Source organism: Gemmiger sp. An120, assembly GCF_002160955.1.
GTDB classification, from domain to species: Bacteria; Bacillota; Clostridia; order Oscillospirales; family Ruminococcaceae; genus Gemmiger_A; species Gemmiger_A avium.
Genome location: NZ_NFLN01000004.1, coordinates 108,598 through 128,955 on the forward strand (window position 1 = coordinate 108,598; position 20,358 = coordinate 128,955).

A 20,358-nucleotide genomic window follows, 5' to 3' on the forward strand; every position below is an offset into this window, starting at 1 on the left:
GATCCTCTTTTCTCTGTCGGTCAATCCACCCGCTGCATGGGGGCGTAGTTGGCCATGGTCTTTTTTAAGCCCGCTTTTTCAAACTGGATTTCCACCAGGCTGTCGCCGGACATGGGGGTCACCTTGACCACCCGGCCCCGGCCGAACACCTTGTGCTCCACCAGATCGCCGGGCTTGTAGGCGGTGCCGCGGGCGGCCGGTTCGGGCGCGGAAGCGGTAGCGGTCCAGCCGCCGCGAGGGGCGGGGCGGGCGGGCTCTGCCGCCGCCGGGCGGGCAGACGGCGTCCACCCGGTGCGGGAGACCGGGGCGCTCTGCCCGCGGGAGGCGGAGGGTGTCCAGCCGGTACGGGAGGCCGGCGCGGCGGACGCGGCCACCTGGGATTTCCATCCGGCGCCGTAACCGCCCAGATCACTGCGGCCGGAATAGCCGCTCACGCTGCCCTGCGGGCGGCGGGGCGCATAGGGAGACTGCTCCCATTCCAGCAACTCTTCCGAGATTTCCCGCAAAAAGCGGCTGGGCGGGTTGCGTCGGGTCATGCCGAAGATCATGCGGGTCTGGCTGCAGGACAGGTACAGCTCCTTGCGGGCGCGGGTAATGCCCACATAGCACAGGCGGCGTTCCTCTTCCAGGTCCTCATCGGAGAAGCGGCTCATTTCGCCGGGGAAGACGCTCTCCTCCATGCCCACCAGGAACACCACATCAAATTCCAGGCCCTTGGCGGAGTGGAGGGTCATGAGCACCACCGTGTCGTTCTCCTCGTCGTAGCTGTCCAGATCGCTGATCAGGGCCACCTCTTCCAGGTACCCCGCCAGGCTGGCCTCGGGACCTTTCTGGTCGGCGTAGGTGCGCACGCTGGATACCAGCTGACCCAGGTTTTCCAGGCGGGTCTGGCCCTCCTCCCCCTGGGCTTTCAGCATGGTCTTGTAACCGGTAAGTTCAATCACCTGGTTGGCAAACTGATCCAGCGGCAACGCATCGGCCTCTTCGGCCAGCTTGTCGTACAGTTCGCAGAATCCCCGCAGCGCACCGGCGGCCCGGCTCAGCGCCGGATAATCGGCGGCATGGCGGCAGACTTCCAGCACACTGCAGCCCAGACCGGAGGCGATCTCGGTGAGCTTGTCCACCGTGGTGCCGCCGATCTTACGGGCAGGTTCGTTGATGATCCGCTTCAGGCGCAGATCGTCCCGGGGATTGGCCAGGATGGTCATATAGGACAAAATGTCCTTGACCTCCTTGCGGTCAAAGAACCGCTGGCCGCCCACAATCTTATAGGGAATGCCCGCCCGGGCAAAATAGGTTTCAACGGGGCCGGACTGGGCGTTCATCCGGTAGAGCACGGCACAATCCCGCAGGCGGCCGCCCTGCTCCAGGTGTTTGGCGATGACGCGGGAAATGTGGGCCGCTTCGTCCTGCTCGTTCTCCGCCTGGTAGGCTCGGATGGGCGCACCTTCCCCGTTCTCGGTCCAGAGGGTCTTGCCCTTGCGGCCCATGTTGTGGTCAATGACCTCATTGGCCGCCTGCAGAATCCGGGTAGTGGAACGGTAGTTCTGTTCCAGCCGGATCACCTTTGCGCCGGGGAAGTGCTGTTCAAAGTTCAGGATGTTCTCAATGGTGGCCCCGCGGAACCGGTAGATGCTCTGGTCGTCGTCGCCCACCACGCAGATGTTGCCGCTGCCGCCGGCCAGCAGCCGAACCAGATGGAACTGGGCCACGCTGGTATCCTGGTACTCATCGACGAGTACGTAACGGAACCGGTCCTGGTAGTAGCGCAGCACTTCCGGCTCGTTCTGCAGCAGGCGCACCGTGTGATAAATCAGGTCGTCAAAGTCCATGGCTCCGGCATTTTGCAGCCGTTTGGCATAGGCGGCATACAGCTTGGCCACCAGCCCGGCCTTGGTGTCGGCGGGAGCCTCCAGTGCCTCCTCCGGGGTAATCAGCTGGTCCTTCATACGGCCGATCTGGGAGAGAGTTTGCTTTACTGGCAGGAATTTATCATCTACCATCAACTCTTTGTAAAGTTCTTTCATGGCCCGTTCCTGATCGGAAGAGTCATAGATGGTAAAGCTTTGGGGAAATCCCAGCCGACCGGCCTCCCGACGCAGGATGCGCACACAGGCCGAGTGGAAGGTAGAAGCGTTCACGTCCCCGCCCTCGGTGTCACCCAGCATGGCGGCCAGACGGGCTTTCAGTTCCCCGGCTGCTTTATTTGTAAAGGTAATGGCCAGTACATGCCAGGGTCGGCAGGGTTCCTGGGCCAGCAGCGGGTACAGTTCGGCGGGGGCGTCGGTCTGCATGACCACCGCGGTGCGCAGGGCGGTAAGTTCCGGTTCGGTAACCGGACGAGGCAGCCAGTCAGAACCGTGGGCTTTGCCAAACCGGATAATATTGGCAATCCGGTTGACCAGCACCGTGGTTTTTCCGCTGCCTGCACCCGCCAGGATCAGCAAAGGGCCCTGGGTGGTAAACACCGCCTGCTTCTGCACCGGGTTCAGCTTGCCAAATCGCTGTTCAATATATTGATCCCGCAGGGCGAGGAATTCTGTATCAAGGGATGACTGCATAAACAAAAAAGCCTTTCTGTCTGAATCGTTCGCGTTTTGTTGAAACTTCAGATATTATATAACCAGGATATATAACTTACAATTTTACAATCAGCAATGGACATATGCAAAATAAAAGCCATACTGCGGCTATTATACCACAAGCGCACAGGGTAAAAAAGGGGCGCAGGCAAAAAAGCCCGCCGTTCCGAAGAACGACGGGCTTTGCATGTACAAAGATTAGCCGAAGATGTTGATCAGGATACCGGCCGCCACAGCGCTGCCGATAACGCCGGCCACGTTGGGGCCCATGGCGTGCATCAGCAGGAAGTTCTGGGGGTTCTCGGCCTGGCCGACCTTCTGGGACACACGGGCCGCCATAGGCACCGCAGACACGCCCGCAGAACCGATCAGCGGGTTCACCTTGCCGTGGGTGGCCCAGCACATCAGCTTGCCGAACAGCACGCCGCCGGCGGTGCCGAAGCCGAACGCGATCAGGCCCAGCACGATGATCTCCACAGTCTCCAGGGTCAGGAAGGTGTTGGCACTGGTGGTGCAGCCGACCGACACGCCCAGGAAGATGGTGATGATGTTCATCAGCTCATTGCCGGCGGTCTTCTGGATACGATCCACCACGCCGCTTTCCTTCATCAGGTTACCCAGCATCAGCATACCGACCAGAACCGCAGAATCCGGCAGGATCAGGCTGACGATGATGGTGCAGAGGATGGGGAAGATAACCTTCTCGGTCTTGGAAACGGTGCGCAGCTGGCTCATCACGATGCAGCGCTCTTTCTTGGTGGTGAGCGCTTTCATGATGGGCGGCTGGATAACCGGCACCAGAGCCATGTAGCTGTAGGCCGCCACGGCGATGCTGCCCAGCAGATGGGGCGCCAGCCGGGAGGTAACGAAGATGGCGGTGGGGCCATCCGCGCCGCCGATGATGCCGATGGAAGAAGCCTCCTGACCGGTAAAGCCCAGCCACTTGGCGCCCAGGAAGGTGGTGAAGATACCCAGCTGCGCGGCAGCGCCCAGCAGCAGGCTCTTGGGGTTGGAAATCAGGGGACCGAAGTCGGTCATGGTACCAATGCCCAGGAAGATCAGCGGCGGATAGATGCCCAGCTTAACGCCCATGTAGAGCATATCGCCCAGGCCGCCGTTGTTCAGGATGTCAATCCAGGAGGGGTGCAGCAGAACTTCGTCGCCCACACCAATAAAGTATTGCATGTGGATGATGTTGCTGCCGGGCAGGTTGGCCAGGATCATACCAAACGCGATGGGCAGCAGCAGCAGCGGCTCAAAGCCGCGGACGATGGCCAGGTACAGCAGGAGGCAGCCCACCACCAGCATAACGATGTACAGGGGCTCTTGCGCCAGGCCGGTAAAGCCGGAGTTCTGGATAATGCTAAGAAGGGTTTGCCAAATTGCGCTCATTCCTCACACAGCTCCTTTCTCAAAACGGGGCGGTGTTGGACTGAACACCGGCTTGGCCCCAGGCTTTGCGGCCGCTTGCCTGCGCAGCGCGGGACACGGGTTTGATGGAGCGGATGGTGAAAGCGCCCTGCTCCATGCTGGCCACCGCAGCGGCGATCACCGCCACGATCTCGGGAGTAACCGCACCGGGAGCGGGCAGAACCGCAGCAGCCGACACATTGCCGCCGTTGACCGGCTTGGCAGGCGCAGGCGCGGAGGGAGCCGGAGCCGACTTGGTCTGCTTCTTTTTGGCCTCCAGAGAGTCAAAGAACTTGCCCTGCAGGGTGATGATCAGGGTGAGCAGAATCAGAATCAGGAAGACCAGCAGCAGACCAGTAATAACCACCGTCAGGTCACTGGGTTCCGGCTCGATCGCCAGCAGAGCGGGGATAAAGGATGTTCCCATAGAACAAGCCTCCTTTTGAGAATGGGACTGTAAAACAATATCTTGTAACATTATAAAAGAAAAAACAGTGTGTTGCAAGACCCATCAGGATTTTTTTAACAACCTGGACAAAAATCACAGACGGACGTATAAATTTGCGTTTCACGCAAAAACCGGGACCCCGAACGGGTCCCGGTTTTCATTGTGCAGACTGGCCGATTACTCGTGGCGGATCGCTTCCAGCGCGCTGATCTTGGTAGCGCGGTGGGCAGGCCACAAACCGCTGAGCACACCCACCAGCATGGAGAAGCCAAGGCCCAGCAGAACCAGCCAGGGCGGGATGATGGACACATCCCCGCCCATACTGGCCATACCGCCCATCACACTGGTAAGGCCGCTCAGGTCAATGCCCTCGCCGCCAAAAAAGGCCACAATGGCGTTCAGGTTGTTGAGCACGGCAGATGCCGCGAAGCTTAACGCCACACCGATGGCGCCGCCCAGCAGGCCGATACTGCCCGCCTCCACCAGGAACAGGGTACGGATCTTGCCCACCTCGCAGCCCAGCACCTTCATAACGCCGATTTCCTTGGTGCGCTCGTAAATGGACATCATCATGGTATTGGCGATATTCAGCGCCGCCACCAGCAGCGCTACCGCCGCGGTGCCGCCCAGGATCATCTGGCTCTTGGCTACGCTTGCCTGCATTTCGTTGCGGATCTGGGTCATGGAGTTGGTCTGTTCGTAACCGATGTCGTGAAGCCAGTTTTCCACTTCTTCCACGTTGTCCACATCGTCTACCTTTACGTAGACCTCCCGGTAACCGTTGTCCTGCTCCCGCATGACACCGCCGGAACCGCCGATGATCACCGAACTGCCGGAAGAAGAATTTTTCTTGCCGCTGAGTTTCTGATAGGCCTGTTCCAGCATCTTCATATCGGAGATGCGCATGGCGATACCGGATTCCGTAAAGTAATGTTTGGAGGTATCGGAAACAAAGGTTCCCATTACCACCAGCTCAAAGTCCTGGGTCTTTTCATTGCCGTTGGAGTCATAGGCCATCAGGCGCAGCGTGAGTTTGTCTTTCTCCACGTCCACAAAGGGCGGGACCGGATTGCCCAGAGAATCGGTCTCCCCTGCCCAGCGCTGACGCTTGCCGCTGTTCCAGCTTTTGCGGGTGTCCTGGAATCCATACCCCATGTTGGCGCCTACCAGCACAGGGATCTTCTTCTTGCCCAGGTTCAGGTCATCCGGAATCCAGCTGCCGCTTTGCAGCTGGAACTCCATCGCCTGCAGCGCGGTCATGTTCACGCCATAACTCTCGTAGAAATAGGCCTCATACCGTTCATTTTTGCCCGCATAAATGCTGGCGTTAATTTCATTGGATGAGTAGAACGGCGTGGCAGCCACCACATGCTCCTGCGCACGGATGGTTTCCAGCATTTCATCGTCCAGCTTGGGGGTTTCCCCTACCGAGCCGTAGGCATAGTTCCAGATCTGGATCTGGGTCAGGTCACCCCAGCTTTGCAGCATTGCCTCGTTGTTGGCATTGCTGGCAATACCCAAGCTGATCAGCACGATGATGGCGAAGGTGCCCACCACCACGCCGATCACAGTCAGGGCCGTGCGGCCCTTGCGGCGGCGCAGGTTATCCGCGCTGAGCCGCAGCAGATCAGATATCTTCATCGCTGTCCTCCAGCTGCGCCAGCTTGGCGGCCTTCTTCTTGCGCACGATGACCACAGCAGCCACACCGCCGCCGATCACCACAACCGCCAGGATGATCCAGACAAACACCGGCACACCGCCGGAAGGCTCTTCCACTTCGCCGCCCATGGTGGGATCCATGCCGGGGTCGATCCAGATATCGCCGCCGCCCATGTTCTCTTCCACGGTGCAGCTGAAGGTCTTTTCCAGGGTGATGATCTCGCCCTGGGCATCCTCGTAGCTGAGTACAATGGTACCCTCAATGGTGCCGGCTTCGTTGGCCATCAGGGAGAAGTCCACCGAGTTTTCGGTACCGGCAGCCAGGTTGCCCAGATACTGGCTCTGGCCGGGGTTGGCCATGTTGCCCTTGAGTTCTGCGGACAGGTTGTTGATCTGCATCTTGCCCTTGTTGACAAAGGACAGGGACAGATAGCCTTCCTCGCCCACCATCATGGTTTCCGGAGCTTCCAGGCCGGTGATTTCAAAGCGGTCGGGCTGGGTAACCGGAACAGATACGCTGGTGGAGCCGTCGGTTGTGGGGGCCGCACCGGTGTTTTTGCCCTTGCCGGACAGGCCCACCGAGAATTTGGCCACGCCGCCGGTAAAGTTGGCGCCGGGCAGAATCTTGTAAGTAACCTGACGGGTGCTGCCGGGGGCCATCTCGCCCAGGTAGACGTTCAGGTTGCCGTTGGCCAGAGTAACGTTTTCATCGTTGATACCCAGGGTGACCATAACGTCGCTGAGGTTTTCGCCGCCATCGGTGGCGTAGATGGTCAGGGTCAGGTCAAAGGGCTCGCCGGCCGCCACGCTGGTGCCGCCGAAGTTGGTTTCTTTCAGGATCAGGCCCGGGGTCTTGGGCTGCGGGGTAGCCGTGGGCTCCGGAGTAGGCTCCGCGGTGGGCACCGGAGTGGGCGCCGGGGTAGGCTCAGGCAGCTGGCACTCGGAGATGGTGAAAATATGCGATTTGCCGCCGATAACCACCTCAATAGTGTTAGATGGGCCGTTATATTTAATATGGTCAAAAACAACAAAGCCCTCTTTGGCGGTATCAATAGTTCCTCCCTGCTGGACGAAGTTCGAGCCCTTCATCTCTGCAGTAGGCGCTTGCCAAGTGCTACCTGCTGTGTAGCTATAGTACACTTTAAGGACAAGTTCCGACTGATACAGCTGAACATCGGTGGTCGGAGTAAACGTTTTGCCATCTTCTCCTCCCATCGTGCCAATCTGGTAAGAATCGACCGAGGTCACGGCAAACTGCTCCGCCTGCGACTGGGAATCATCCTGCGGCTGGGCATCGGCGGCAACGGGCGTGCTGTCCGCCGCGGCGCCCTCTTCGGCAAATACGGGGGTAACGGCGCACAGGCTGCACAGCAGCGCCAGCGCCAAGAATACGCTCAAGATTCGGCTCATTTTCTTCATGGTCATGGTTCCCTCTCCTGTTTTTGTCAGCTTATCAGCTATGCGCCGGTACGGTGGTCTGGGGTTCCGCCGGCGCAAGGTCCACCAGATCTTTAAACATTTCGGCACGGCTGAGGCGGCGGGTCTCCTCGTCCACCACCACGTCGCTCTGCACCTTGCCGTCCATAATGGTGATCACCCGGTCGGCACAGCCTGCCAGCTCCCGTTCATGGGTGACCATCACAAAGGTTATGTTGTTCTCCCGCGCCATCTGCAGGATGCGGTACAGCACCTGCCGGGTGGTGGCGGAGTCCAGGTTGCCGGTGGGCTCGTCGGCGAAGATCACCTTGGGTTTTGCCACAAAGGCCCGGGCAATGCCCACACGCTGCTGCTGGCCGCCGCTCATCTCGGTGGGCTTGTGATTGGCCCGTTTGACCAGGCCCATCTTTTTCAGTTCTTCCTTGGCCAGCTTGAGCCGCGCCTTGCGGGGCATCCCCTTGAACATCAGGGGCAGCGCCACGTTTTCCGCCGCGGTCAGGTTGGGCAGCAGGTTATAACTCTGGAAGATAAAACCCAGATGCGCCTGGCGGAATTTTGCCAGTTCGTTCTCGGTCATGGCGCTGATTTCGTGTTTTCCGATGAACACCTGCCCCCGGGTAGGCTTTTCCAGCCCCGCCAGCTGGTTGAGCAGCGTGGATTTGCCGCTGCCCGACGCGCCGACGATGCAGCAGACCTCCCCCGGCTCGATGGCAAGGTTTACATCGTTCAGGGCAATTACCTTTTCGTTGCCCACCCGATAGACCTTGCTCAGGTTCACGGTTCGGATAATGGGAGCCATCGCTTCACCTCAGTTTCTTAAATCAGTGACAAGATCCCCACAAACGGATGCATCCATCCGGTGAGCGAGGACTTGAATACCCAATAATACAGCACCGCGAATACCTCGCGGAAATAGCAGGGCATCACCGAAATCGGGCTGATGCCCGCCGGCAGGGTGCGCACCTGCGAAAAGCCCGCCTGCCGGGCATAGCACCCGGCGCGGTAGCAATGAAACGCGTTGGTAACCACCGCCACCGGCACGTCGGCGGAAAGGCCCGCCTGCTCCAGCAGGGCGCGGGCGTTGCGCAGATTTTCCTCGGTGGAGGTGCTGGTATCGTCCACCAGGATCTGCTCTTCCGGCACACCTTGCGCCACCAGATAATCCCGCATGGCCTGGCCCTCGGGCAGGGCCTCGCCGTTGCCCTGGCCGCCGGTAGTGACGATCAGCGTTTCCGGATGCTGCTGCCAATAGGCCAGCGCCGCGTCCAGACGGCGGCGCAGTACATCCGACAGGCGCTCGCCCCGCAGGGCGGCCCCCAGCACGATCACGGCCTGTTCATCGCCCTGTGGCTGATTGGAATACCCGCTTACCGCCACAAAGGCGAGCAGCGCACAGAACAGCCCTACGCCGCAGAAAAACAGATTGCGCAGCACACGCCCCACCCCCACCGCGCAGAACGCATCAATGGGGTCATGGAACAGCGCGTAAATCCACAGCATTGCCGTGATGCCGTAGATAACCAGAATTCCGAAATTGAAGTTGGAGCGAAAGGTGCGCAGCACGCTGTCGCCCAGAAAGAGGACGGCAAGCGCCCAGATAATGTACAGTTTCACCTTGTGAATACCCTTTCCTCCCCTGTGTGCCGACCAGCCGGTCGGCGAAGTGTTCAGTTACAAAACGATTAAACCCGGCGAATTATTTCACCGGTCTCTGGAAACACTGTACAAAAATGTAATCCTTTTTTGTCGGTTTTCACCAATAAAATAAAATGCGTTTCCTCCCTCCGGGGAGAGAGGAAACGCAGATAGCTATCGGTCAGCGGCGGATTTCCGGCCACAGGCTGGCGCCGGTGGTCAGCGGAGTTTCCACATCCAGATAATCACAGACCGTGCGGGCGATGCTGGCAAAGCTCAGGCGGGTGCCCAGATCCACACCCGGACGCACCGGTGCGCCGGTGATCAGCAGCGGCACATACTCGCGGGTATGATCGGTGGTCTTGGTGTAGCCCGGATCGCAGCCGTGGTCGGCGGTGATGAGCACCAGATCCTCCGGCCGCAGCTTGCCCAGCAGTTCGGTCAGGCCCTTGTCAAAGCGGGTGGCTGCGTCGGCGTAGCCGTCGATGTTGCGGCGGTGACCGTACACCATATCAAAGTCCACCAGGTTTACGAATGCCAGGCCATTGAAGTCCCGGTCGGCCAGCTCCAGAGTAACCCGCATACCGTCGTCGTTGTTTTTGGTGCGGATGGTTTCGGTATCACCCTGCCCGGCAAAGATATCGTGGATCTTGCCCACCGCGATCACATCCCGGCCGGCGGCTTTCAGATAATCCAGCATGGTGGGGGCAGGCGGCTCCAGCGAGAAGTCATGCCGGTTGGGGGTGCGCTTGAAATCCGCGGCGCAGGTGCCCACAAACGGGCGGGCAATCACGCGGCCCACGCCATGCTCGCCCCGCAGCATATCCCGGGCGATCTGGCAGTACTCGTACAGCTGCTCCACCGGTACCACGTCCTCATGGGCGGCCACCTGGAACACGCTGTCGGCCGAAGTATAGACGATCAGGGCCCCGGTGCGCATATGCTCCTCGCCGTAATCCACCAGCACCTGGGTACCGGAATAGGGCTTGTTGCAGAGCACCTTGCGGCCGGTGCGGGCTTCATACTCCGCAATTACCTCGGGCGGGAATCCGTCCGGGTAGGTGGGCAGGGCCCGGGGGCTCTCCACGCCGGCGATCTCCCAGTGGCCGATGGTGGTGTCCTTGCCGTTGCTGGCCTCCTGCAGACGGGCGAACGCCCCGGCGGGCGCATCGGTCTTTTCTCCGCAGGTTACACCGTCAATATTGAACAGGCCCAGCCGCCGCATCTGCGGGGTATCGAACGCCGGGCTGGCTGCAATGCTGGCCAACGTGTTGGAACCCTCGTCGCCAAAAGCGGCGGCATCCGGCTCCGCGCCGATGCCAAAACTGTCCAGCACAATCAGAAATACGCGTTTTGCCATATATTTTACCTCCTTACAGGCAAATTGTGTGGAAATCGACTGTATTATACCATATTAACCCATGAAAAGAAAGACTATTGCCCGAACGCTTGTACAGCCCCTGTTTTTCGTTTATAATGAATCCGGATATTTCCGCCCGGGCCACTGCGGCCCCTGAGGAACCTATATATAAAGTAAGAGGAGGACAACAAAGTATGCGCAAAACCAAGATCGTCTGCACGCTGGGCCCTTCCACCGACAACGAGGAAGTGCTGCGCGCCATGATCGAAAGCGGCATGGACGTAGCCCGCTTCAACTTTTCCCACGGCTCTCACGAGGAGCACAAGCGCCGGTACGAGACTCTGGACCGGCTGCGCCGGGAACTGGGCAAGCCGGTGGCTACCCTGCTGGATACCAAAGGCCCGGAGATCCGCCTGCGTCAATTCAAGGAAGGCAAGGTTCAGCTGACCGCCGGGCAGGAGTTCACCCTGACCACCCGGGATGTGGAGGGCGACGGCACCATCTGCGCTGTGACCTACAAGAACCTGCCGCAGGACGTGAAGGCCGACGGTACCATTCTGCTGGATGACGGCCTGATCGGCATGACCATCCTGGAGGTAAACGAAACCGACATCCTGTGCCGGGTAAACAACAGCGGCCTGATCAAGAACAACAAGGGCGTGAACGTGCCGGGCGTGAGCCTGTCGCTGCCCTACCTGAGCGCCAGGGACAAGGACGATATCCTGTTTGGCGTGGAGATGGGCTTTGATTTCCTGGCGGCCAGCTTCACCCGTACCGCCGCCGACATCCAGGACATCCGCCGCCTGCTGGACAGCAAGCAGTCCCGGATGCGGATCATCGCCAAAATCGAGAACCGGGAAGGCGTGGACAACATCGACGCCATCCTGTCCGCTGCCGACGCCATCATGATCGCCCGTGGCGACATGGGTGTGGAGATCGACTTCACTGAAATTCCGGTGATCCAGAAGGACATCATCTACCACAGCTTCTCCAGCGGCAAGCCGGTGATCACCGCCACCCAGATGCTGGAAAGCATGATGGAGCATCCCCGCCCCACCCGTGCGGAGATCACCGACGTGGCCAACGCCATCTACGACGGCACCTCCGCCATCATGCTGAGCGGTGAGACCGCCGCCGGCAAGTACCCGGTGGAAGCCGTGCGTACCATGGCCGCCATTGCCCAGCGCACCGAAAGCGACCACAACTACCTGTCCCGGATGCGCAAAGCCCCCAACGCTCATCATCTGAGCATTGCCGCCGCCACCGCCCACGCTGCCTGCACCACCGCCTCCGACCTGAAAGCCGACATGGTGATCACCGTGAGCAAGAGCGGCGAGACCGCCCGGCTGCTGAGCCGCTGCCGGCCGGAACAGCCCATCATTGCCTGCGTAATGGAAGAACAGGTGCAGCGTCACCTGGCGCTGTCCTGGGGTGTAATTCCCCTGCTGATGCCCTACGCCCGCAACACCGACGAACTGATCGACTTCTCGATACAGGTTGCCCAGGAGGCCGGTCTGGTGCAGGACGGCGACCTGGCCGTTCTGACGGCCGGCGTGCCGGTGGGCATCAGCGGCACCACCAACATGATCAAGGTACACCTGGTGGGCGACTCCCTGCTGACCGGCGTGGGTGTGGGCAAGCTGGTGTCCAAGGGCCCCCTGTGCGTCTGCCGCAATCTGGAAGAAGTACAGGCCAAGTTCCATGCCGGTGATGTGCTGGTAGTGCCTTTCACCAACAACGACATGCTGGAATACATGCGGCAGGCTTCCGCCGTGATCACCGAGGATCCGGGCCTGAACAGCCACGCGGCTATCGTGGGCCTGACCCTGGGCAAAGCGGTGATCGTGGGTGCGGCAGGCGCCACCCGGGTTCTGAAGGACGACGTGCGGGTATCGGTGGACTGTGCCCGGGGCGTGGTGCGCCGCCTGCCCCAGTAAGGAGGCACCCATGGAACGCATTGCCAGCTTCTGTGTGGACCACACCACCCTGCGGCCCGGGATGTATCTGTCCCGGCGGGACGGGGATGTGGATACCTGGGACATCCGGATGAAAGCCCCCAACCAGGGCGACTATCTGACCACTACCGAGGCCCATACGCTGGAGCATCTGTTTGCCACCCGGGCCCGCAACAGCCGCTGGGCTGACCACGTGATCTACGTGGGGCCGATGGGCTGCCGGACCGGCTTCTACCTGCTGACCCGGGGCCTTTCCGACGCGGAAGCGCTGGAACTGACCACCGACTGCTTTGCCTTTATGGCGGAGTACGACGGGCCGGTCCCCGGCGCCAGCGAGGCGGAGTGCGGCAACTGGAAGGACCTGGACGGCGCCTGCGCCCGGCCCCAGGCCGCTGCCATGCTGCAGGTTCTGCGCGGCTGGAGCCCGGAGAAAATGCGGTACTGACCGATCAACAGACAGAAAAATGCCCGCCGTGGCTTATGACCACGGCGGGCATTTTGTTGTTTTCTTTTCGTTAAAGGACCCCGTGCCGGTTACTTGCTGCTCTTGCGGGTGCTCTTCTTGGCGGCAGGCTTTTTGGCCTCGGTCTTGGGAGCCTCTACTTTGGCAGCGGGCTTGGTGGTCTCAGCCTTGGGGGCCTCCACCTTGGCGGCGGGCTTGGTCTCGGCCTTGGGGGTAGCCGCCTTGGCAGCGGGCTTGGTCTCAGCCTTGGGAGCCTCTACTTTGGCAACGGGCTTGGTCTCGGCCTTGGGGGCAGCCGCCTTGGCAGCGGGCTTGGTCTCGGCCTTGGGGGCAGCCACTTTGGCGGCGGGCATGGTCTCGGCCTTGGGGGCAGCCGCTTTCTTGGCGGCGGGCTTCTTCTCGGCGGGCTTCGCGGCCGCCTTCTTGGCAGCAGGCTTCTTGGCCGCGGGCTTCTTTTCCGCAGCGGCAGCCTTGGGGGCAGCTTCTGCCTTGGAGGCAGCTTCTGCCTTGGGGGCGGCTTCTGCCTTGAGGGCGGCAGCCTTCTTCGTCTTGGCCTCGGTGATGACCCACAGCTGGTTCTCACCATTCACATCCTGCCAGATCTGCACACGGGCACCGTTCTCCGCGTTCATGCCCACCACATCCAGGCACTTGCCGGCCAGGTTGGACTTGATCTTGAAACGGCCGTCGTTGGTGGGCTCCAGCACCCACAGCTGGCTGGACGCAGGCGCACCCTCCCACTGGTGCACCCAGGTACCGTCGGTCACGCCGCCGTCCACCAGGTCCAGCATCTTACCGGTAAAGCGGTTCTGAATCCGGTACACGCCCTCACCGGCACGCACAAAGTTCCACTGCTGCCAGGGTTCGCCCGCATTGGCGTACAGCTGGATGGCAGCGCCGTTCTCGGTGTTGAAATCGGCAACCTCCAGCACCTTGCCGGTAGCGGCGGTGATGGTGTAGAATTGATCTGCGCTGATAATGGTCTGACTGGTCTTTTTCATTGTTCCTCTCTCCTTATAAGCAAGCATACAGCAATACAGTGCGGTTCCCGGCAATCCGGGAACAGAATACGGGGTCCACAGAAGGCCCGGCCGCAGAAAAACGGCTGTATGGCGCGCTTTGAGAGGGGCGGGCCTTTGTTCCGATTATACCATTTCTGCATTTTGCGTCAAGCAAAACGGCAGAAAAAGCGCCGTTTTACCAGACTGCGCGGTCTTTCGCGCAGCATTTTTGTACTGAAAACCCTACAAAAGGAGGATTTTTTGTGCTATATCGCGATATTGTACAAGCCCGGTTTTGCCGCCGTCTGAACCGGTTTGTGGCACAGGCCGACCTGGGGAACGGCCCGGAACCGGTGCATGTAAAAAATACCGGCCGGTGTGCGGAACTGCTGGTCCCGGGCTGCCGTGCCTGGCTGCAGGACGCCGGCCCCGGCACCACCCGCAAAACCCGCTATGACCTGATCGCTGTGGAAAAGATCCGCCCCGGCCGGGAACCGCTGCTGGTGAACCTGGATTCCGCCGCGCCCAACGCTGTAGCCGGAGAATGGCTGACCGCCGGCGGGCTGGGCCCTCTGGAAGAACTGCGGCCGGAATACCGGCTGGGCGGCAGCCGGTTCGACTTTTTCGCCCGGCGGCCCGGTGGCCAGTCCGTGCTGGTGGAGGTCAAGGGCTGTACCCTGGAACAGGATGGCCTGGCCCGGTTCCCTGACGCCCCTACCCTGCGGGGTGAAAAACATGTGCGGGAACTGACCGAACTGCGGGCACAGGGGTACGAATGTGCAGTGCTTTTCATTCTTCAGATGGAGCAGATGCGCCGCTTTACCCCCAACTGGGATACGCATCCCTCTTTTGGCACAGCACTGGCCAAAGCACAGGCAGCTGGGGTGCAGGTGCTGGCCCTGGGATGCCGGGTGCAGCCGGATCAGCTGGAGGTCGCCTACACCGTTCCGGTCGACCTGACCGTGCCTGGCTCTGTGTAAAATTCCGCACTTTGCGCATAAAGCGCTTGACATTCCCGCCAAAAACATGGTACTCTGCTCTTTGTAAAAGGGAGTAGCCGGCGTCCCGCCAACAGGCAGGCCGCAGCTGTTTGCGTCATGCCGGGCTTTCGGGCCCCGCTTCTGCTATAATCGGCAAGACTTTTACCACCGGATAAGGACATCGGTGGTAAAGGTCTTTTTTTGTCGCCGTGAACGCCGGCTTCTGTACAGAAAAAGGAGTGGATTGAATGGAATACCTGTACGAAAATATTCTTCTGCTGGACTGGAAGATGGTGGTCATGTGGGTGATCGGCGGCCTGCTGATCTACCTGGCCATCAAAAAAGATATGGAGCCCAGCCTGCTGCTGCCCATGGGCTTCGGTGCGATTCTGGTAAACCTGCCCATGTCCGGCGCGGTGACCCAGGGCGCGGAGGAAGGCGTGCTGGACGTGCTGTACAACGCCGGCATTGCCAACGAACTGTTCCCCCTGCTGCTGTTCATCGGCATCGGCGCTATGATCGATTTCGGGCCTCTGCTGCAGAACCCCAAGCTGCTGGTGTTCGGCGGCGCGGCCCAGTTGGGCATTTTCCTGACCCTGAGCCTGGCCTGCCTGTTCGGCTTTGACCTGCAGGATGCCGCCAGCATCGGCATCATCGGCGCGGCCGACGGCCCCACCGCCATCTTCGTGTCCCAGTGGTACGGTTCCAGCTACACCGGCGCCATCATGGTGGCGGCCTACAGCTACATGGCTCTGGTACCGCTGGTACAGCCGGTGGTAATCCGCGCCCTGACCACCAAAAAAGAGCGGCTGATCCGCATGCCCTATCAGCCTGCCAAGGTCAGCCGCACCACCCGTATCCTGTTCCCCATCCTGGTGACCATCGTGGCCGGCCTGATCGTGCCCCGCAGCGTAGCGCTGGTCGGTTTCCTGATGTTCGGCAACCTGCTGCGTGAATGCGGCGTGCTGAACAGCCTGTCCGAGACTGCCCAGAACGTACTGGCCAACCTGATCACCATCTTCCTGGGCATCACCATTGCCAGCCGGATGCAGGCTGAGCAGTTCCTCTCGCCGGACACCCTGCTGATCCTGGCCCTGGGCCTGCTGGCTTTCGTCTTCGATACCGCCGGCGGCGTGATCTGCGCCAAGATCATCAACATCTTTGCCCGCACCAAGGTCAACCCGATGATCGGCGCCTGCGGCATCTCGGCCTTCCCCATGTCCAGCCGTGTGGTGCACAAGATGGGCCTGAAGGAAGATCCGCAGAACTTCCTGCTGATGCACGCGGCCGGTGTGAACGTGGGCGGCCAGATCGCCTCGGTGATTGCCGGCGGCCTGCTGCTCAACCTGATTGCCCGCTGATCGAAAGGAGAGGTAATGATGCTGAATACCGCGCTGTTTCTGGAAAGCCTGCTCTATCTGGGCAAGGGGATGCTGGGCATCCTGATCGTGATGCTGCTGCTGGCCGGCTGCATCGCCCTGCTGAACCGGGTTTTCCACGACTAAAGGCTTGCAATCCCGGCCGGGATACGGTATACTGTTTGCCAGTGGGAATGAAGTCCTCCCCCGCCCGGTCTTCGGCCGGTGCAAACCGCCCAAAGTTTTTTGAGCTGATGACTTCTGCCGCCTTGCGCGCAGAAGCCATCGGCTTTTTTGTTTTGCGGGGCGATACCAAACACTGTGGAGGAATGTTGTATGTTGTTGAGTTTGGCTTGGATCTTTCTGCTGGGCCTGGCGCTGGGCGGGCTGATGCAGAAGCTGGGGCTTCCCAGCCTGCTGGGCATGCTGCTGACCGGCATCCTGCTGGCCCAGCTGGGGGCCATCGACGCCTCGCTGCTGGATATTTCGTCTTCTCTGCGGGAGATCGCCCTGGTGATCATCCTGCTGCGGGCGGGGCTGAACCTGTCGGTACAGGACCTGAAACGGGCGGGGCGCCCGGCCGTGCTGCTGTGCTTTCTGCCCGCCGTGTGCGAGATCGGCGGAATTCTGCTTCTGGCCCCGCCGCTGCTGGGCTGCACCCGTCTGGAAGCGGCCATTCTGGGCAGTACTCTGGCGGCGGTATCTCCGGCCGTGATCGTGCCCCGGATGCTGCGCCTCATGGAGGAGGGCTGGGGTAAAACCAGGGCTATTCCCCAGATGATCATGGCGGGCGCTTCGGTGGACGACGTATTCGTCATTGTGTTGTTTACCGCTTTCACCGGTCTGGCGCAAGGCGGCGGTTTTTCTCCGGTGCAGCTGGCCCGTATCCCCACCTCCATCCTGCTGGGGGTGGCCGTGGGCATTGTGTGTGGTCTGGCACTGAACCAGCTGTTCCGGCGGATCCACCTGCGGGACAGCGCCAAGGTTCTGATCATGCTGAGCGCCGCCTTTTTGCTGGTAAGCGCCGAAGATGCCTTTACAGGGCCGGTTGGCTTTTCCGGCCTGCTGGCGGTGATGGCCATGGGCGCCTCGCTGCAGGCTAAGTACGGGTTAGTTGCCGGGCGGCTGAGCAGTAAATTCGGCAAGCTGTGGGTAGCGGCAGAGGTGCTTCTGTTTGTTCTGGTAGGCGCAGCGGTGGATCCGGCCTACCTGCTCAAGGCGGGTCCTGCCATGCTGGCCGTGATTGTGGGGGCTCTGGCGGTGCGGATGCTGGGCGTGGCCCTGTGCGTGGCCGGTACCCGGCTGACCCGGAAAGAACGCCTCTTCTGCGCCATCGCCTACTGCCCCAAAGCCACGGTGCAGGCGGCGATCGGGCCGCTGCCTCTGGCCATGGGCCTTGCCTGCGGGCCGATGGTACTTACCGGGGCTGTGCTGGCCATCCTGCTTACCGCGCCGCTGGGTGCGCTGGCCATCGACCACACCTACAAACGGCTGCTGCGCCGGGATGAGGGATTCGTGGCATAACCGGCTCAGAGCTTGACAATGGTATGATTTCGTACTATACTCTTTGTACGAAATCATACCATTTTTTATTGGAGGTTCTTATGAGCCATACCGTTTCACAGGAGCTCAAGCGATTCAACTACCTGTTGGGAGAAACCAGCATGGTCTATCATGAGATCAACCGGAAACTGGGCCTGTCGGACAGCACGTCCTCGATCCTGTATGCCCTGTTGGAAGAAGGCGGCAGCCGTCTGCTGAAGGATATCTGCCGGTTTTCCGGATTGAGCAAGCAGACCGCCAACTCGGCAATCCGCAAGCTGGAGCAGGAGGGCATCCTGTATCTGCAGCCGGCAGACGGAAAGAACAAGCTGGTTTGCCTGACCGAAGCGGGAAAGGAACTGGCGCAGCGGACGGTCGGGCAGGTCCTGACCATGGAAGACGAGATCTTTGCCGCCTGGCCGCGGGAGGATGTACAGCGGTATTTTGCCCTGGCCGCCGCCTTTTTGCTGGACCTGCAGAAGAAAGCGGACGCCCTTCCCGACGCGCCCCCGGCCGTTTCGTCTGAAAACACATCTGATCAATATATGCATCTATGAATCAGCAGCATCTTCCCTTGGCACAGTACTTCGGCTACGGCCGGCTGCTGCGCTACACCTTTCCTGCCATCGTGATGATGGTAATAACCTCTGTCTATACGGTGGTGGACGGCTTTTTTGTCTCCAACTTTGTAGGAAAAATATCCTTTGCTGCCGTTAATTTTGTGTTCCCGGTAATCATGATCCTGGGCTCGATGGGCTTCATGTTCGGTACCGGCGGCGGCGCCCTGATTGCCAAGACCCTGGGCGAGGGAAACCACGAACGGGCCAACCGGCTGTTTTCTCTGGTGGTTTTCGCCGCGCTTCTCTGCGGTGTGATCCTGGCTGCTGCGGCTCTGGTATTTCTGCGGCCTCTGCTGGCACTGCTGGGTGCACAGGGCCAGTTGCTCCACGACAGTGTGGTTTACGGCACCATTCTGCTGCTGGCACTGCCCTTTTTCATTCTGCAGTACGAATTTCAATGCCTGTTTGCCACCGCCGGCAAACCCAAACTGGGCCTTGTTGTTACCCTGGCTGCCGGTCTCACCAATATGGTGCTGGATGCCTTGTTTGTAGTGGGGCTCCGCTGGGGGCTGGCAGGTGCCGCAGGCGCTACCGCTTTCAGCCAGCTGGTAGGCGGTCTGATCCCGGTCCTCTACTTTGCCCGGCCAAACCGCAGCTGGCTGCGGCTGGGCCGATTCGTACCCGAGCGGAAAGCGCTGGCTGTTGTCTGCACCAATGGCGCATCGGAATTGCTGAGCAATATCTCCTCCTCCCTTGTGAGCCTGCTGGTTAATCTGCAGCTCATCCGATACGCGGGTGAAAACGGCGTTGCCGCCTATGGTGTGCTTATGTACGTAAGCATGATCTTTCAGTCGGTATTTCTTGGGTATTCGGTGGGCGTGGCCCCGGTGATCGGCTATCAATACGGTGCGCAGAACCGGCAAGAACTGCGCAGCCTGCGAAAGAAAAGCCTTCGGCTGATCACTGTTTTCTCACTGGGAATGTTTAGTTTCAGCCAGTTTCTGGCCCGGCCGCTTGCCCTGATCTTTGTAAGTTACGATCCGGAACTTCTGGCCATGACGATTCACGCACTGGTGCTGTTCTCCACATCGTTTTTGCTCTGCGGCATCGGAATTTTCGGCTCCGCTTTCTTTACGGCGCTGAACGACGGGTTCACCTCTGCGCTGATCTCTTTTTTGCGAATTCTGGTGTTCCAGTGTCTGGCCGTCCTGCTGCTGCCCCGGCTGTGGGGCCTGGACGGAATCTGGCTGTCGGTAACAGCGGCAGAAATCCTGGCGGCCGTACTGACAGGCTTACTGATTTTCTTCAAAAAGAAGCGGTTTGGATATTAACGCAAATTCATAGTAACCGGAAAAGCCGGCGACAGACTGTAGCTCTGCCGCCGGCTTTTCTATTGAGGCTTCATTCCGAGTGCTAAGAAATTGTCGCACCCCAAAACTGGTCTTTATTTATGGCACTTTCTGCACATCATTTTACACGGATTTCGCCATAAGTCTTCTTTGGAACCACTCGCCTAGCGAGTGGTTTTCGATGCACAAAAAAGCACCAGCCTTTCGGCTGGTGCCTTTGGTCCGAGTGGCGAGAGTCGAACTCACGGCCTCTTGAACCCCATTTTATGCGATGGGTGGTATAGGCGAATGCCCCGTCAAAAAAGCGCGGAAACAAGCCATTTTTCAGCAGGCTTGTTTCCGCGCTTTTGGTATGAAACAGGGTCATTCATTACGCATTCATTACGGGTCTTGAATGGACAATTGTTCGGGGCTATTTTGGTACGAGATCAAGGCTCTCCCACGGTATGAGTGAAGGAACGTTAATGAGTTGAAAATAGGCTTTTGGAACCTTCGCCACCGCCAAAACCGGTGTACCGATGTGAGCTGCTACACTCCAAAATTGGTGTGCGTTTGTGACGCTTCTGCCAGTAACCGAATCCACCTGTCCGGCAATGCATACAGCCAGTAAAATCGATG

Annotated in this window: 17 protein-coding genes and 1 riboswitch; of the genes, 8 read left to right on the forward strand and 9 right to left on the reverse strand. The window is 59.9% G+C overall.

Features of this window, described 5'->3' with window-relative positions; translation table 11 throughout:
- Nucleotides 1–20 precede the first annotated feature (20 nt).
- The 8 genes from B5E65_RS05290 to B5E65_RS05325 form a co-directional block, all read right to left on the reverse strand.
- Nucleotides 21–2,561, reverse strand: a complete 2,541-nt coding sequence (locus B5E65_RS05290; RefSeq protein WP_087170725.1) for an ATP-dependent helicase — start codon at nucleotides 2,559–2,561, stop codon at nucleotides 21–23.
- 219 nt (nucleotides 2,562–2,780) lie between these two features.
- Nucleotides 2,781–3,974: a sodium ion-translocating decarboxylase subunit beta gene (locus tag B5E65_RS05295; RefSeq protein WP_087170726.1), complete on the reverse strand. Its 1,194-nt coding sequence runs from the start codon at nucleotides 3,972–3,974 to the stop codon at nucleotides 2,781–2,783.
- Between the two features lie 19 nt (nucleotides 3,975–3,993).
- Nucleotides 3,994–4,419 carry an OadG family transporter subunit gene (locus B5E65_RS05300; RefSeq protein WP_158098522.1) on the reverse strand — a complete coding sequence of 142 codons (426 nt, stop codon included), beginning with the start codon at nucleotides 4,417–4,419 and terminating at the stop codon, nucleotides 3,994–3,996.
- 198 nt (nucleotides 4,420–4,617) lie between these two features.
- On the reverse strand, nucleotides 4,618–6,081 hold the full coding sequence (locus B5E65_RS05305) for an ABC transporter permease (protein ID WP_087170728.1): 1,464 nt from the start codon (nucleotides 6,079–6,081) through the stop codon (nucleotides 4,618–4,620).
- The gene (locus B5E65_RS05310) at nucleotides 6,068–7,525 is read right to left on the reverse strand and encodes a COG1361 family protein (protein WP_087170729.1); all 1,458 of its coding nucleotides are present in this window, start codon (nucleotides 7,523–7,525) and stop codon (nucleotides 6,068–6,070) included. Before B5E65_RS05310 ends, B5E65_RS05305 begins: the two co-directional genes overlap by 14 nt.
- Nucleotides 7,526–7,553: 28 nt before the next feature.
- Nucleotides 7,554–8,336 carry an ABC transporter ATP-binding protein gene (locus B5E65_RS05315; protein WP_087170730.1) on the reverse strand — a complete coding sequence of 261 codons (783 nt, stop codon included), beginning with the start codon at nucleotides 8,334–8,336 and terminating at the stop codon, nucleotides 7,554–7,556.
- 17 nt (nucleotides 8,337–8,353) lie between these two features.
- Nucleotides 8,354–9,151 carry a YdcF family protein gene (locus tag B5E65_RS05320; RefSeq protein WP_087170731.1) on the reverse strand — a complete coding sequence of 266 codons (798 nt, stop codon included), beginning with the start codon at nucleotides 9,149–9,151 and terminating at the stop codon, nucleotides 8,354–8,356.
- Nucleotides 9,152–9,353: 202 nt separating this feature from the next.
- Nucleotides 9,354–10,532: a phosphopentomutase gene (locus B5E65_RS05325; protein WP_087170732.1), complete on the reverse strand. Its 1,179-nt coding sequence runs from the start codon at nucleotides 10,530–10,532 to the stop codon at nucleotides 9,354–9,356.
- A gap of 194 nt (nucleotides 10,533–10,726) precedes the next feature.
- Here B5E65_RS05325 and pyk point away from each other — a divergent pair, with 194 nt between their 5' ends.
- Nucleotides 10,727–12,469 (forward strand): pyruvate kinase, encoded by a 1,743-nt coding sequence (gene pyk, locus B5E65_RS05330; protein WP_087170733.1) that lies wholly within the window; start codon nucleotides 10,727–10,729, stop codon nucleotides 12,467–12,469.
- A gap of 10 nt (nucleotides 12,470–12,479) precedes the next feature.
- Nucleotides 12,480–12,932, forward strand: coding sequence for an S-ribosylhomocysteine lyase (locus tag B5E65_RS05335; RefSeq protein WP_087170734.1), 453 nt, complete (start codon nucleotides 12,480–12,482; stop codon nucleotides 12,930–12,932).
- Between the two features lie 89 nt (nucleotides 12,933–13,021).
- Here B5E65_RS05335 and B5E65_RS05340 read toward each other — a convergent pair whose 3' ends face one another.
- Nucleotides 13,022–13,951, reverse strand: coding sequence for an RICIN domain-containing protein (locus tag B5E65_RS05340; RefSeq protein WP_087170735.1), 930 nt, complete (start codon nucleotides 13,949–13,951; stop codon nucleotides 13,022–13,024).
- A 263-nt stretch (nucleotides 13,952–14,214) separates the two neighbouring features.
- Between B5E65_RS05340 and sfsA the strand changes: the two genes are divergently transcribed.
- The 6 genes from sfsA to B5E65_RS05365 all read left to right on the forward strand — a co-directional run bounded on the left by sfsA (nucleotide 14,215) and on the right by B5E65_RS05365 (nucleotide 19,722).
- Nucleotides 14,215–14,931, forward strand: coding sequence for a DNA/RNA nuclease SfsA (gene sfsA, locus B5E65_RS05345; protein ID WP_087170736.1), 717 nt, complete (start codon nucleotides 14,215–14,217; stop codon nucleotides 14,929–14,931).
- Nucleotides 14,932–15,179: 248 nt separating this feature from the next.
- Nucleotides 15,180–16,292, forward strand: a complete 1,113-nt coding sequence (locus tag B5E65_RS05350) for a sodium ion-translocating decarboxylase subunit beta (RefSeq protein ID WP_087170737.1) — start codon at nucleotides 15,180–15,182, stop codon at nucleotides 16,290–16,292.
- Nucleotides 16,293–16,307: 15 nt separating this feature from the next.
- Entirely contained in the window at nucleotides 16,308–16,436 is a 129-nt protein-coding gene (locus tag B5E65_RS16695) for a hypothetical protein (RefSeq protein ID WP_275532859.1), read from the forward strand.
- A gap of 34 nt (nucleotides 16,437–16,470) precedes the next feature.
- Nucleotides 16,471–16,560, forward strand: a riboswitch (Fluoride riboswitch).
- Between the two features lie 65 nt (nucleotides 16,561–16,625).
- The gene (locus B5E65_RS05355) at nucleotides 16,626–17,813 is read left to right on the forward strand and encodes a cation:proton antiporter (protein WP_087170738.1); all 1,188 of its coding nucleotides are present in this window, start codon (nucleotides 16,626–16,628) and stop codon (nucleotides 17,811–17,813) included.
- 80 nt (nucleotides 17,814–17,893) lie between these two features.
- Nucleotides 17,894–18,388 carry a MarR family winged helix-turn-helix transcriptional regulator gene (locus B5E65_RS05360; RefSeq protein WP_087170739.1) on the forward strand — a complete coding sequence of 165 codons (495 nt, stop codon included), beginning with the start codon at nucleotides 17,894–17,896 and terminating at the stop codon, nucleotides 18,386–18,388.
- Nucleotides 18,385–19,722 carry an MATE family efflux transporter gene (locus B5E65_RS05365; RefSeq protein ID WP_087170740.1) on the forward strand — a complete coding sequence of 446 codons (1,338 nt, stop codon included), beginning with the start codon at nucleotides 18,385–18,387 and terminating at the stop codon, nucleotides 19,720–19,722. Before B5E65_RS05360 ends, B5E65_RS05365 begins: the two co-directional genes overlap by 4 nt.
- Nucleotides 19,723–20,358 lie beyond the last annotated feature (636 nt).